The sequence below is a fragment of the Flavivirga jejuensis genome (assembly GCF_030540765.1).
Lineage (GTDB): Bacteria > Bacteroidota > Bacteroidia > Flavobacteriales > Flavobacteriaceae > Flavivirga > Flavivirga jejuensis.
This window is the reverse complement of sequence record NZ_JAUOEL010000004.1, coordinates 181,126-196,647: the sequence shown is the minus strand read 5'-3', so window position 1 is coordinate 196,647 and position 15,522 is coordinate 181,126. Positions and strand designations below refer to the sequence as shown.

At 32.1% G+C, this 15,522-nt stretch carries 11 protein-coding genes; 2 read left to right on the top strand and 9 right to left on the bottom strand.

Translation table 11 applies throughout. The features are described 5' to 3' along the window. Positions 1–69: 69 nt before the first annotated feature. The 3 genes from Q4Q40_RS12450 to Q4Q40_RS12440 form a co-directional block, all read right to left on the bottom strand. Entirely contained in the window at positions 70–2,007 is a 1,938-nt protein-coding gene (locus Q4Q40_RS12450) for a tetratricopeptide repeat-containing sensor histidine kinase (protein ID WP_303302170.1), read from the bottom strand. A 1-nt stretch (position 2,008) separates the two neighbouring features. Next, positions 2,009–2,740, bottom strand: a complete 732-nt coding sequence (locus tag Q4Q40_RS12445) for a LytR/AlgR family response regulator transcription factor (RefSeq protein WP_303302169.1) — start codon at positions 2,738–2,740, stop codon at positions 2,009–2,011. Between the two features lie 379 nt (positions 2,741–3,119). Continuing rightward, positions 3,120–4,421, bottom strand: a complete 1,302-nt coding sequence (locus tag Q4Q40_RS12440; protein ID WP_303302167.1) for an MFS transporter — start codon at positions 4,419–4,421, stop codon at positions 3,120–3,122. Positions 4,422–4,679: 258 nt separating this feature from the next. Here Q4Q40_RS12440 and Q4Q40_RS12435 point away from each other — a divergent pair, with 258 nt between their 5' ends. Further along, positions 4,680–6,998 carry a TonB-dependent receptor gene (locus Q4Q40_RS12435; RefSeq protein WP_303302166.1) on the top strand — a complete coding sequence of 773 codons (2,319 nt, stop codon included), beginning with the start codon at positions 4,680–4,682 and terminating at the stop codon, positions 6,996–6,998. Positions 6,999–7,088: 90 nt separating this feature from the next. Here the strand turns inward: Q4Q40_RS12435 and Q4Q40_RS12430 are convergent, their stop codons facing one another. From Q4Q40_RS12430 to mnmA, 6 genes are all read right to left on the bottom strand, one after another. Further along, complete coding sequence (locus tag Q4Q40_RS12430; protein WP_303302165.1) at positions 7,089–7,658, bottom strand: phosphatase PAP2 family protein; 570 nt, start codon at positions 7,656–7,658, stop codon at positions 7,089–7,091. 15 nt (positions 7,659–7,673) lie between these two features. Further along, positions 7,674–7,901, bottom strand: a complete 228-nt coding sequence (locus Q4Q40_RS12425; RefSeq protein ID WP_303302163.1) for a DUF8828 family protein — start codon at positions 7,899–7,901, stop codon at positions 7,674–7,676. A gap of 158 nt (positions 7,902–8,059) precedes the next feature. Beyond that, positions 8,060–9,448 carry an MATE family efflux transporter gene (locus tag Q4Q40_RS12420; protein ID WP_303302161.1) on the bottom strand — a complete coding sequence of 463 codons (1,389 nt, stop codon included), beginning with the start codon at positions 9,446–9,448 and terminating at the stop codon, positions 8,060–8,062. A 662-nt stretch (positions 9,449–10,110) separates the two neighbouring features. Continuing rightward, on the bottom strand, positions 10,111–11,055 hold the full coding sequence (locus Q4Q40_RS12415; RefSeq protein WP_303302160.1) for an NAD(P)H-dependent flavin oxidoreductase: 945 nt from the start codon (positions 11,053–11,055) through the stop codon (positions 10,111–10,113). After that, positions 11,056–12,675: a S8 family serine peptidase gene (locus Q4Q40_RS12410; protein ID WP_303302158.1), complete on the bottom strand. Its 1,620-nt coding sequence runs from the start codon at positions 12,673–12,675 to the stop codon at positions 11,056–11,058. A 25-nt stretch (positions 12,676–12,700) separates the two neighbouring features. After that, the gene (gene mnmA, locus Q4Q40_RS12405) at positions 12,701–13,888 is read right to left on the bottom strand and encodes a tRNA 2-thiouridine(34) synthase MnmA (RefSeq protein ID WP_303302156.1); all 1,188 of its coding nucleotides are present in this window, start codon (positions 13,886–13,888) and stop codon (positions 12,701–12,703) included. 183 nt (positions 13,889–14,071) lie between these two features. Here mnmA and Q4Q40_RS12400 point away from each other — a divergent pair, with 183 nt between their 5' ends. Next, complete coding sequence (locus Q4Q40_RS12400) at positions 14,072–15,454, top strand: fasciclin domain-containing protein (RefSeq protein ID WP_303302154.1); 1,383 nt, start codon at positions 14,072–14,074, stop codon at positions 15,452–15,454. Positions 15,455–15,522: the final 68 nt, after the last annotated feature.

Genomic DNA, 15,522 nt, shown 5'->3' with positions numbered 1-15,522 from the left:
ATGGTAAGCCTTTACACATACATGGTGAATATGTTAAAATAACAGGTGAATAGAATACGCTTTCCATAATTATCCAACCATATTGAATGTTATGGTGTAGCATGCACCTGGATTAGAAGTAATATCTAAAGTACCTTTAATTTGTTTTGTTAGTCCCTGTATGAGTTGAATTCCTAAAGACTGACTATTTTCTACTTTAAACCCCTCTGGAAAACCAATACCTGTATCTTCTATAGTGAGTACACATTTATCTTTATTTTTAATAGCTTCTATACTAATATATCCTTTGGTATCGTCTTGAAATGCATGTTTGATACTATTAGCTATTATTTCATTAATAATTAAACCGCAAGGCACCAAATAATCCATATTAAGATCGATAAAATCTATAGCAGTCATTATTGTTATACTTTGTTCTGGAAGGTCATAACTCGTATTAAAATAAGTTAATAGATTATCAAGATAAGTCTCCAAATTAATCAATGACAAATCACTAGATTTATATAATCTCTCGTGTATAATAGACATAGCTTGTATTTTATCCTGTACCTCCTGTAAGATATCTTCAGCACTTTTATGATTGCCAAACTTATGTTGGAGCCTTAACAAACTTGATACAATTTGTAAATTATTTTTAACCCTATGGTGCACTTCTTTCAATAAAATTTCGCGCTCTTTTAAGGTTTGAGATATTACGTTATTCTTTTCGGCTAGAACTTTATTGTTTTTTCGTTTGGTTTTATAGTCATTAAATAACGCTAATAGAATTATTGTTAATGCTACTAACCCTATTATTAATTGGGTTTGTGTTGTACGTTGGTTTTTATTTTCTAATGTTTTAATTTTATTTTCGTTAGTTAGTAATAGGATTTCTTTTTCTTTACTCTCTAAATCAAATTTCGATTGGATTTCTTTTAGTTGTTTATCTTTTTCTTTAGTAAATAAAGAATCTTTAGCCATGTTATATTTTAATACATACTCGTAACTTTTCTTATAATCTCTTTTTCTATTAGCATACTCATGAAGTGCCCCATATACTTTAGATAATTGAGGTAAGGCTTTTGTTTTTAAGGCCTCTGCCAACGCTTGATTGTAATGTGATGCTGCCGCCTTAGTATTACCCATTTTTTCATATATGTCTGCCAGAGCTAAATATATAGATGCAATGTCTTCTGTATACCCTAATTCTAAACACATTTGCAAGGCTCTCTTTGAATGGGCTAACGCTTCTTTAAATTTTTTTTCCTCTATTTTTATTTGAGATAGGTTCTTTAAACCAGATAAAACAATTCTTGGATAGTTTGCTTTTTCTGCAAGGTCTATAGATTTTTCTAATGAATTTACTGCTTTTGTAAACTCTTTTTGTCTCATATACATTTCGGCTACGGCTCCTAAAACATGAGATCTAAACACATCATTCCCTGTTTTTTTCGATAATTCTAATGCCCTGCTATAATATAATAAACCATTCTCATTGTCTCCTAATCGGCAAGAATACAAAGAGCCTATGTTACCTGTTAGCGTTGTAATAAGAACCTCTTCATCAAACTTTTCGTAAATCTTGAGTGCTTTTAGATCATAATCAAGTGCCAGGTCATAATGTCCCATTTTTACATGAGTGACTCCAATATTTTGATAGCACTTCGCTATTCTCAATTCATTTTTTAGAACTTCTGCGACTTCTAATGCTTTTTCATAATAAAATAACGCTTTTATATGCTCGGATTTATTATTGTGTAAGTACCCAAGCTTCATATAAAAAAGCCCCGTATTCATACTGTTTTCTGCTTTTACAAGTTCCAATCCAAGCTTCGCATAATCGATGGCTTTGTCTACTTTAATATTAATGTGTTTTTCAACCAATTGCTTATATATTTCTACCTTTTCTTCCTTGGGAGCTGTAACAAGTTTTTGTTCTAAACTGTCGGTCTGCGCTGTTAATGAAACATAAAAAGACAAAAAAAAGAGAGCTACAAATCTCTTTAATAAAGATAATTTTTCCTTCATATTATAAAATATCTAATCGTTCTAGCAATTGGCTTTTATAGGCTTTACTTATTGGGATTTTATGCGCCTCAATAAAAACAAATTTATTTTCTATTTTATCGATTTTGTCTAAAGCCACCATATATGATCTGTGAATTCTTAAAAATTTATCCTGTGGTACTTTTTCATAAAACTCTTTTAAAAACATATTTACCAAAACCTTTTTGTCCTTAGTAATAATTTGGGTATAATTATCCATGGCTTTTACCCATAAAATGTCATTAGTCTTAACACTTATAAACTGCGATTTGTCTTTAATAAATAAGGTTTCCGATATTTTATTATTAGGTTTTATTGTTTTAAGTGATTCATTTTCAAGATGTTTTTGTAATGCTATTTGAATTGTAAAAGACAACTCCTTTATATTAAAGGGTTTTAGTAAAAATCCAAAGGGTCTGGACTGCAAAGCGTCTTTAAATGTATTATCATCACCATAAGCCGTTAAGAAAACAATCGGGATGTTATACGTATCATAAATATCTGTTGCTGCTACAATACCATTTTTTTCTCCAGAAATATTAATATCCATAATAACAACATCTGGTATAACGTCTTCCACATACCTTATTGCTTCATCATAATTATTCGCAATTCCTACTATAACATATCCCTGTTTTTCTAAACTAATTTTAATATCTAATGCAATAGAAAACTCATCTTCTATTATGAGTACTTTTTTATTACTAATTTCCATAAACACATTCTAAATTCGTGAGAGTAAAGCTACCTAAAAGCTAATCTAAAAACTATAAAAAAACACGCATATTCTATCAATTAAAACCCTTAACTATATAACTAAATACCAATTAATTAAGCTTAAGGTTAAACCTTATAAATAAATTATTTATAATTTTTCTTTTTTATGAAATAAAAATATACGCTTACAACGCCTAGATAAAATTAATATGGTAGATGGTATGCTATTCTTGGTGAACAATTAAAAAAAAAGGGTAAACAGGTTTTAAAAAGATATTTTTATATACTAACCTGAATTCGATGTAAGGAAAATGAGGTTGTTTTTTTATTGACTTTTATCTATGATCCTTACATCGAACTCAAGTTACTACAAACAATCATTGGGGATTTTTAACCTTAAAAGAACCAATAATTAGAAACAATAAAAAGGCTAATGTGATATAGCTAATATAAGTGTAAGACCCTAAACCTGTAAAAGAATAACTAAACAAACTAGGAGCTATGGCACTCGCAACCACTAAAAAACTCATAATTTTACCTGTTATAGATCCCAAATACTTTCTTCCATAAAATCGGGGCCATGTTACCGCATTTACAACAGCAAACAAACCGCTATACACACCCAATCCTATTATTAAGAGATACACGCCTATAGAATTTGATAGAAATATCAATCCTAAAGATGCTAAAACACCACTAAGTAACATAAGGTATAAATACACTTTGTGTTGCACGTAATCACTCAAAATATTACATAAAGTAGATACCGATATGGCAATAATTGAAATGGGTATAAAAATGGCTATTGCCTGAGTTTTTGAGTAATCATGACTTGCAAAAATAGACACCACATGAAACGTAAAACCTGTTGAGAAAAAACTACTAAAAGCCAATGCCAAACCAAACATCCAAAATGCTCTGGTATTTTTGGCTTCTTTTAAAGTAAAATCTATTTCTATACTTTCTACCTTAATAACATCATGTTTTTTAGTTTCCCCATCTGGTAGCATATTAAAATTTTCTGGTTTATTTCTATATAGTTGTAGCACACACAGGCTAAAAATAAACAGACAAATGGCAATAATCTGCCAACTCATTTGCCATCCATTATCATCAATAAGCTTATTTATAAAAATGGGCGCACTAGAAAAACCTAGAGATACTGTAATACTGCTTATTGCATTTATTTTACCCCTGTTTTTTTTAAACCAAATCATGATCATATTTCTAGATGCCATAGTTAAAACCCCTTGCCCACTAAATCTCACAAAGAAAAACAGAACGGTTATTAAGAGAAAAGGAATGAACCAGGAATCAAAATTAAAAAGGGCTTTTATATACGTACTAATTTCAACAGAAACAGAGCATATTAAAACCGATATCCCTAAAAGTAAGGTAGCAAAAAAAGCAACATATCTGGCACCATAAGTATCAAACCAAACACCTGCTTTTGCTACTAATAAGGCACTTAAAAATGTTCCTATCATATAGGCATTGCTAAATTGGTTTCTGGTAAGCCCTAGTGCATCCTTTACAGGATCTGTGAAAACAGAAATACCTATAGTTTGTCCTGGAGTACTCGCTAAAACACCAATACTACCTATAAAAAGAATCACATACCCATAAAAAAAAGGAACCTTTTTAGGGTTTATAAAAGAAAATTTGTTTGGATTGGACATATACTATTTTGAAGCATCAAATGTAATCCTTATTTAGCTATCAATAATATAGATTCCCTTTTAAATTTTAAATGGTTTCAGTCCATTAAAAAATGATAATCTCAAATAAATTTTGGGTTTATTTTAACATTTAAAACATCCTGTTTTTAGCATCCATGCCAGTATCTTTGTTATTTATTTTTGCGATTATCTTTTATGAATTCAAAACATTTACATCTTATTCTCTTTTGCCTTGTTTTAATGGGTTGGAAATCTACTATGTCCCAAAATATCACAGTAGAAATTACGGGAAAGGTTATAGAAACCAATAGCAAACAGCCTATTGAGTATGCCACGATATCCATACTAAATAACAACGACAAAAAACCTATAACAGGTGCTGTAACTAATACAAACGGTATCTTTATAATTGATACTCATGCTACTAATTTTTATATTGAGGTTAGTTTTATTGGGTTTACCACTCAAACATTTAAAGACTTTAATATTTCTAACAATAAAATAAATTTGGGAGTAATCTCCTTATCTGAAGATGAACAAGATTTAGATGAAATTTTAATTCGTGCAGAAAAATCGCAAACAGAATTTAAGCTGGACAAACGTGTTTTTAATGTAGGCACAGATTTAAGCTCGACAGGCGCTAGTGCTCTGGAAGTTTTAAATAATGTACCATCGGTAAATGTTAATATAGAAGGCGAAGTTAGCCTACGGGGCAGTCAAGGGGTTCAAATTTTAATAAATGGTAAACCTTCTGTTTTAACAAATGCAGATGGCAATGCACTGGGTACTATTACTGCAGATATGATTGAGAAAATAGAAGTTATTACCAATCCATCTGCTAAATATGATGCCGAAGGAACTTCAGGAATCATAAACATTGTTATTAAAAAATCTGAAAAAAAAGGATTAAACGGCTCTGCTAGTCTTAATGTGGGTGTACCAAATAGTAATAGTTTTGGTTTAAGCCTTAACAAACGTACAGAAAAATTTAATTTATTTAGTCAAATAGGGTTTGGTAAAAGAACGTTTCCGAGAGAAACAACATCTATAAATAGTGATTTAATAAACAACATCACTATAAATAGTGTTGGCGAAAGTGAATTTAATGAAAAGTTCAGCAATATTCTTATAGGTACAGATTATCATATAAACGATAGCAATGTTATTACACTTTCTGGAACTTATGCGTATGAGGTTGAAGACCAAAACTCGACAGCTAATTACAACAGTATAGATGCTACAAATTCAATAACAGATAGTTGGATACGTGATGAAATAACAAAAGCAACGAACCCTAAATTGCGATACGAATTACAGTATAAAAAGGATTTTAAAAGACATGAAGATCAAGACTTATTGTTTAGTGCTTTGGGAAGTTCTTTTCGTAAAGACCAATCTTCAGATTTTTTAGATACCATACTCACGGGTAGTGATACCGATACACAGCAAGAAACGCGAACAGATTATAAACTTGAAGACTACATTTTTAAATTAGATTACACCCATCCGTTTCTAGAAAAATACACGATTGAAACGGGGTCTCAATATGCTATTAATATTGTATCGAATGATTTTGCTGTAAGTGATTTTACAAATGGTGTTTGGGTTGATAATGCTGATTTGACTAATGTTTTCGATTTAGACCAAAAAGTTTTAGCGCTCTATGTTACCAGTGCTTATGAAGGTGATATATGGGGTGTAAAACTGGGTGTAAGAATGGAAAATACAGACTTATATACCATATTAAAAAACACGAATGAAACGAACAATACTAATTATACAAATCTGTTTCCTAGTATACATACCTCCTACAAGCTTAATGAAAATATGTCTTTACAAGCAGGCTATTCTAAAAGAATAAACAGACCAGGATTAAGAAGTTTAAATCCGTTTTCTAATATTCGTAATAACTTTAGTATTTCTACAGGTAATCCAGATTTACTACCAGAATACACCGATTCGTATGAGTTAACCAGCATTCAAAAAATAGGTAAAGCCTCTTTGAATTTTAGTTTATACCACCGTTATACGACCGATGTTATAGAACGCGTAACCATTAGTTTTGAAGATAACATAAACATATCCCGACCCGAAAATATAGGAACTAGTAATACTACTGGACTGGAGTTTAATGGTAAATACAACCCTATCAACTGGTTTTCTTTAAATGGCGATTTTAATATTAATTTCTTTAGCAGAAAAGGTGTTTTTGAAACAGAATCGTTTGATTTTAAAGGAAATAGTTGGTCTACAAGTTTAGCATCAAAATTTAAACTTCCTTTAGATTTCGATTTCGAAATATCTGGAGATTATTTTTCTAAGTATAAAAGTCTACAAGGGGAAACATCCGATAATTTGTATGCAGACTTGGGTATTAGAAAAAAAATATTAAAAGGGAAAGTGATTTTAAATATGAGCGTTCGGGATGTATTTGCATCACGTGTTAATGAGAGTGAGACCTTTCAATCAGACTTTTATTTGTACAACAGTTCGCAACGCGGTCGTTTTGTAACCTTTGGCATTAGTTATGGCTTTGGAAAAGGAGAAGCTATGGAGTTTTCTGGACAACGCCATTAATAACCTACTATAATCGGAAACAAATATTTATACACTGTAGTTACTGATTTTAAGCGGTTTATTTTTTTAGTAAAACTTCTAAATTCAAAACTAAACCTTGATAAATCTTTTTAACGAATAGTTACCCAGTTTGTAAAAAAGGAATCCAGAAATGGCACCAAAAGTTAATCCGCAAATAATATCTAATGGATAATGAACACCCACATAAATCCTGCTATATGCGACTACCACACTCCAAAATAATAAAATAAAGATCAGATTTTTATAATGTGCCCTAAGCATTAAACCAGCAAATACGGCTGCTGCCATTGAGTTTGATGAGTGACCAGAGAAAAAACCATATTTCCCACAACGCACGGCTATAAAACGCATCTGGTCTATTAAGTTTGCTTCACCACAAGGTCTCGGACGTTGAAAACCTCGTTTAAAAACATTGGTTATTTGATCTGTAAATGTGATCATTAAAGCCACAACCACAACAAAAACAAGCAATGATTTTAGTCCATATTTTTTGTACAGCAAGAACAGCAATACAGCATAAAACGGAATAAACGTATACTTGTTAGTTATTATTAACCATAAATTATCCCAAGGCTCAGAACCTAAATTGTTTAAAAACAAAAACAATTCGGTATCGTATTTTAAAAGTTGGTCAATCATATAAAAAGCTTAAAATTAATCTTCGTATTTGCTTATTTCATTGTCGTAAAACTCAGTGGCTAGTTTTATGGCATTTTCTGTTTCGTTTTCCAGTTCTTTTTGGTCTTCAGAATCAAAATCTTCAAACCATTCCACGTCATCATCCTCTAGATTAATAATAAATCTTGGGAATTCTGTATGAATTACAAAAATAGCATTTGGATATTCAGTGTTATCACCAAGTATAAATTTTGGGAGTGTCATAATTAAGTTATAAGTTATAAATGCCTAAAGTGATCTTAAGTCATCTGGTGCAAAGTTATAATTTATTAACTATTGAAGTATAAATTGTAAAAATTCTTTCTTTTAATTGTTTCGCTAACTATTAGTTTGTCATTATAACACCATCAAATATAAACACTTTAGCTCATTTTTAACAGGTCTTCTTTAATCATTTTTTTAGTTAAATAATTGAATCGAATATACAATAAAATAGCTGCGGTTGTTAAACCTGCAAGCAAACCTAGCCAAATACCAAAACTACCATAAGTATTTTCTTTTCCTAAAAACCAACTTATAGGAAATCCAATTAACCAATATGACACAAATGTAATTATGGTTGGTATTTTAACATCTTGTAAACCACGTAAAGCACCTAAAACTAAAACTTGAATACTATCACTTATTTGAAAAATGGCTGCTGCAATTAGCAATTTTGATGCTATAGCTACTACTTCAGTATTATCAATTAAGTTCTTGGCATCATCAAAATCGACATACAACTTAGGCAATTGATTGTGAAATAAAAAGAACAGCAAGGCAAACCCAGTGGAAAACATAACTCCCATTAAAAACAAAGAAAATGCAATACGTCTCAATTCAGAATATGCTTTTAATCCTTTTTGGTTACCAACACGAATCATAGAAGCAACACTTAGCCCCATAACCACCATAAACGTCATAGACGATAAATTAAGAGCTATTTGATTTGCTGCTTGCGGATTTTTACCCAACAAACCACTTAACCATATAGCAGCAGTAAAAATAGCGACTTCAAAGAACATTTGCATAGCACTTGGAGCACCTAAATTGATGATTTTTTTAAGCATTAATTTATCTAAAACAAAAAACTTAATATGTGTTACAAATGCTTTCGATTTCTCATTTCCTTTAAGTAAAAACCATAAATACCAAACCATAATAATACGAGACGCCAGCGTGCCATAAGCCGCCCCTACAATACCTAGTTCTGGAAACCCAAACTTTCCAAAAATTAATAAATAGTTTAAAACTATATTTATAATATTCCCTAATAAAGTTGAATACATAGGGTATTTAGTCATAGACAGTCCATCACTAAACTGTTTAAAGCCTTGAAAAATAATTAAAGGGATTAAAGAAAAAGCAACTAAATCTAAGTACGGAATTGCTAACTCAACAACCTCTACAGGTTGTTTCATTAAATACATAAGTGGTTTTGCAAAAAACACCATTAAAAATAGTAATACGCCTAAAACAGTACACAAAAATAAACCATGTTTAAAGGATGATTTTCCTTTTATAAAATCTTTTGCGGCATCATACTCTGCTATTAAAGGTGTGATGGCTGTAGAAAAACCAATACCTAAAGACATAGCAATAAACATAAAGCTATTGCCTAAAGACACAGCTGCAAGTTCGGCAGTTCCCAATTGTCCTACCATAACGTTGTCTACAAAGCTAACAAATGTATGTCCCAACATACCAAGCATCACTGGGGAAGCTAACTTCCAATTGTATTTAAACTCTTTGGTATAGTCTTTTAATTGCATGAAGCAAATGTAATCTTTAGCCCCTATTTTTTTATCAATTTTGTAATCTTCTTTTAGTTTTTATTAGAAATTAACAAATGTTAAGCAATTGTTGATAACTCTTTACAAATCTGTACAAGTTTAAAACTATTTATTAGAGGTTTTTTATACATTCGCAACTCCTTAATTTAAACTAAATAATAAATAGCACTGGTGGAAACATTTTAGCTTTTCGTTTTAAAGGGATAAAATTATAATAGTTATTAGTTTCAACACATTACAAAGGAGGAATTTTTAAATTCCTCTTTTTTGTTTTTAAGTATTTTTTTTAAAACTTCTTTAGAAACGTCAGCTCGACATATTAAGCGCTGATAATAAGCAATTTGCGTGTATAAATAATATGATTATCTCATTCCGAACGCTATCGAAAACAAAATATATTTTGTTTGAAGGTATAAAGCGTAGCTTTTGAGGAGGAATCTCATGTTTATGAGATGTCTCGTCACTCATGCTTCGCTCTTTATACATGATAAAACATTGTTTATCAATAATATAAATATTATTTACCTTTTTTAATTTACGTCGAATTCAGGTTTAGAAATAATAAGAAAGTCCAAATTGTAAATTTGAGGAACCTAAAGAAAGATTAAATACGTTAGATCTGTTATTTAAACTTAAACCCTTTATAATGAATCCATAAGGGTTTTAGCCTCTTCAAATTCTTGTATGATATCTTCAACAATCGTTGATACTGGTTTAATATCATGAATCAATCCTGCAATTTGTCCAATTTCCAATTCACCTTCATCCAAGTCGCCTTCAAACATGCCTTTTTTTGCTCTGGCACGTCCTAATAAAGTTTTAAGAGCTTCAACGGTTGGTCCATTTTTGTATAAAGCTTGTACGTCGTTATAAAATTTATTCTTTATTAAACGTACTGGCGCCAATTCCTTTAATGTTAATTGCGTATCCCCTTCTTTAGCGTCAACAACAACTTTTTTAAATGCTTCATGCGCAGAACTTTCTGTACTAGCCACAAACCGACTGCCTATTTGTACACCGTCTGCACCCAAGATCATGGTTGCTAACATGGCTTTTCCTGTAGCTATACCACCAGCTGCAATTAACGGAATATGTATTTGCTCTTTAGTCATTGGTATAAGTGTTAACGTGGTAGTTTCATCCCTACCGTTATGTCCTCCAGCTTCAAAACCTTCTGCAACAATAGCATCCACACCAGCTTCTTGAGCTTTTAAAGCAAACTTTACACTACTAACAACATGCACTACTGTGATGCCTTTTTCTTTTAACCAAGGCGTCCATGTTTTAGGGTTTCCCGCAGAAGTAAATACAATCTTAACACCTTCTTCCACTAGAATGTTCATGATCTCCTCAACATTAGGATACAGCATAGGCACATTAACACCAAAAGGTTTATTAGTCGCTTTTTTACATTTTTGAATATGTTCTCTTAAAACATCTGGGTACATAGACCCAGCTCCTATTAAACCTAAAATGCCCGAATTACTTGCTGCCGATGCGAGTCGCCAACCACTATTCCAGATCATACCTGCTTGTACAATAGGGTGTTTAATATTAAATAGTTTGGTAATTCTATTATGAGTCATTTAATATATTATAAGTTTTATTTTTTTTGATACGTTTTCAGATTGTATTCTAACAACATAGACCCCTTTTGAAAACGAAGATAAGTCTATTTGATTACTCGTATTTGCAATTGTAGATTCAAGTATTTGTTTTCCTAAAGCATTAAAAATAACGACAGATAACTCACTTTGGTCTAAAGGAAAACTAAAATAAACGATGTCTTTTGTTGGATTAGGAAATAGTTTCAAATCTTGACTTATATCAGCATTGTTTCCTAAACTTAAAGCAGTATTAAGCGCTGTTTGTAAATTAGGAATCCCATAACCTAAAAAATAATCGGGGGAACTATATTGTGAAGCAGATTCTCGAACTAACTGCATAATTTCTGCATTTGTTTTATTGGGTAATGCCTGCCATAAACACACCATACCTCCTGCCATAATAGGTGAACTAAAAGAAGTTCCGTTAACTGTTCCTATTACATCATTAGTCCCAATAACATAACTCGCTTGACCTTGCGCTACAACATCTGGTTTTTGAGTAGGTTGTGTACTATTTCCTTTTGAGCTAAACGCTGCATAGGTTCCATTTGCCTGAACGGCACCAATACTAAAAACACCAGCAGCATCTGCAGGTGCTCCTACAATTCCCCAACTTTTATTCCCCGAGTTTCCAGCAGAGTTCACCAATAACATCCCCTTCTCAAAAGCAATATTAGCTCCTCTGGTAATAAAAGCAGTATCGCCATCCATATCTGCTGTTGTATAGCTATAATTAGCATTATCATAAGTGGTATACCCTAAAGAGGTATTTATAACATCAACCCCTAAGCTATCTGCACGTTCTGCTGCTTCTACCCAATAACTTTCTTCTACAGGATTTTCACTTAATGCATCTTCGGTAACAAATAAATAATAGGAGGCGTCTGGAGCGGTTCCTACATAGTCCCCTTCAATATATCCTGCCATGGTACTTAATACCCAAGTACCGTGACTACTTGTTGCATTGGTATATACATCGTCATCTCTATTAACAAAATCGTAATCATCTAAAATATTTCCAGCATCTCTTAATCTTTGAAATGATGACATGGTATTTACATTAGGGAAACCAGCGTCTATAACAGCAACTGTTATTCCTGTTCCTGTGTAATCTGCCAAATGCAATTCATCTCCATGAATCATTTCTATTTGGTTGGCTGCATCACCATATTCAAATACAGTAAAAACATTTTCTAATTTAGATTTACTTTTTTGTTTCGTAAATTTAAGCGTGTTTAAACTTTTATCGGCAAAGTCTATAGAATCTATAAAAGAGTATGTGGTAGATAAATTATTAATATCGGTTTCGCTTCCCCTAACATGCACTGCGTTAAGCCATTTAGATTTTGCCATAACCGATATCCCTATGGCGCCTTTAAGTTGAGAAATATAACTCTCATTAACAGGAACATCTCTGGCATCAATTAAAACATTATGTGCATTTTTTCTATCAATGGCTTTTTGAGTTAGTATAGAAATAGGGTTTGCAATTGAGCTTGTAACATTCTGTTTATCTTTTAAATACACCCAAGCATCTTGTTGGGCAAACACATTCAATAAATAACAAAAAAACATTGGAAGTAGTAGGTATTTTTTCATGGCGACGCGATTAATCTCACGTAAGTTAAGAAATAACTCCCGAACCTACTAATTCATCACCTAAATACCAAGCTACAAATTGTCCTTCGGTGATCGCAGATTGAAATGCTTCAAACTCGACATATAAACCACTTTCAACTCTATGTAATACCGCTTTTTCTAGGGATTGTCTATATCTAATTCTAGCCATAACCTCCATAGTCTCATCGATATCTAGTTCTAAATCTTCACGAACCCAATGCAATTCTTCATTTGTTACAAACAATGCTTTTTTGAATAAGCCCGGATGCGCTTTTCCTTGTCCTGTATAAATAACATTTTCATCAACATCGGTATCAATAACAAACAAAGGTTCTAAAGTGCCACCAACTGCAAGCCCTTTACGTTGTCCTTTCGTGAAATAGTGAGCTCCTTGGTGTTTACCTACTATTTTCCCATAATCAACTTTATAATCAATCTTACGAGATAGATATTTTAATTTCTCTTCATCTGAATTAAATTCGGTCTTAACATGATTAAAAACCTCCTGTTCTTTAGGTATTTCTACAATAACACCTTCTTTTGGTTTTAGCTGTTGCTGAAGAAAATCTGGTAATTTTACTTTACCAATAAAGCATAATCCTTGAGAATCTTTCTTTTCGGCTGTTACTAAATCTAATGACGTTGCTATTTCACGTACCTCAGGCTTCGTTAATTCCCCAATAGGAAATAAAGATTTTGCTAATTGATCTTGAGATAACTGACATAAAAAATAAGACTGATCTTTATTATTATCGATTCCTGCAAGTAACTGATATATTTCTTTGCCTTCTTTTTGAATGGTGCCTTTTCTACAATAATGTCCTGTAGCAACATAATCTGCTCCAAGCTCTAAAGCGATCTTCATGAAGACATCAAACTTTATTTCTCTATTACAAAGCACATCTGGGTTGGGTGTTCTACCCTTTTCATATTCATGAAACATGTAATCTACGATACGCTCTTTGTACTGCTCACTTAAATCGACTGTTTGAAATGGTATTCCCAATTTTTCAGCAACAAGCATAGCATCATTACTATCATCTAACCAAGGACATTCATTAGATATAGTCACAGAATCATCATGCCAGTTTTTCATAAACAAGCCAATAACTTCGTAGCCCTGCTCCTTTAACAAATAGGCGGCAACACTAGAATCTACACCTCCAGAAAGCCCAATAATGACTCTTTTCATTTTACATAAATTAGGCTGCAAAGATACGCATATTTAAAGAAAATGATAACTAAAATACTGATTCAGAAATCATTCATAAATTATTTTTGTTTATGTTTTACTAAAAAATATTAAACAAAACTTGGAGTTTTGTTTAATTATTTTGTACTTTTGTTAAACAGAAAAACAATAAAACTAAATTTTATGAAAAAACTAGCTCTTATTTTCTTATCATTTGCTACCATTTTATCATGTAGTAATGATGATGACAACACGACCCCCGAATTAGAATCTTTAAACATTGTAGAATCAGCATTGATTACATCGGATCTATCTAATTTAGTTGCTGCTTTACAAGCTGCTGATGGTGATTTAGTTAATGTGCTTAGTGGATCTGGACCATTTACTGTTCTTGCACCAAACAATGCTGCTTTTACGGCATTCTTATCTGCAAATAACTTTGCAAGTTTAGCAGATGTGCCAACAGATATTTTAAAACAAATATTATTAAACCATGTTATTTATGACGCTACTCTAATGTCTACAGACCTTATTGCTGCTGGTTCTGGATACGCATCAACAGAAGCTACTGGAGCTGGAGATAATAAAATGAGTATTTACTTTGATACTTCGAGTGGTGTCACTTTTAATGGTATTTCTAATGTTGATACTCCAGATATTGAAGCAATAAATGGTGTTATCCATATTGTTGATGCTGTAATAGGTTTACCAAATATTGTGGATCACGCTGTTGCAAATCCTAATTTAACAAACTTGGTTAGCGCTTTAACGACAGATGGAAATACAACTTTTACAGATTTATTATCTACACCTGGTGATTTCACAGTATTTGCACCAACAAACGATGGTTTTACCGCATTTACTAATCCAGCGGGGAATGCATTAAATGATATACTATCAAATCACGTTGTTACAGAAGTTACCGCTACTGCATCTGGCTTAGCAAATAGTTATGTAAAAACGGCTGCAACTTTTGGGGCAACTACAAATAATTTAAGTTTGTATATAAACACAGATAATGGTGTAACACTTAACGGCATCTCTACTGTTGTAATTCCAGACATTATTGCATCAAATGGTGTTATACATGCCGTTGATGCCGTAATAGATATCCCAACTGTAGTTACTTTTGCTGTTGCCGATCCTAATTTTTCTACACTAGCAACTGCCTTAACAACATTAACGCCATCCACAGATTTTGTTGCAACGCTTTCTACTGCAAATGGAACAGACCCTGCTCCATTTACCGTATTTGCTCCAACAAATGATGCTTTTGCAGCTATTACTGTCCCAGAAGAATCTGTATTAACACAGGTGCTCTTACATCATGTTATTGGAGGTATGAATGTTGCTTCTGGAGATTTAAATAATCCTGGAGATACCGTAGCCCCTAGTTTAGAAGGAGATAATCTTACAATTACTTTACCAAGTACTAACACTAATATAGCAGATTTAACAGATGGTTCTGGTGTTTCAGATATTGGAATTGTTACAGTAGATGTACAAGCTGGAAACGGTGTTATACATGTAATTGATAAGGTGGCTATTCCAAATTTAATGAATTAATTTAGTTTGTAGATTGTAGGCAATCGTTAAATTGTCTATAAAAAAGAAGGCTCCTTAATTAAAAGGAG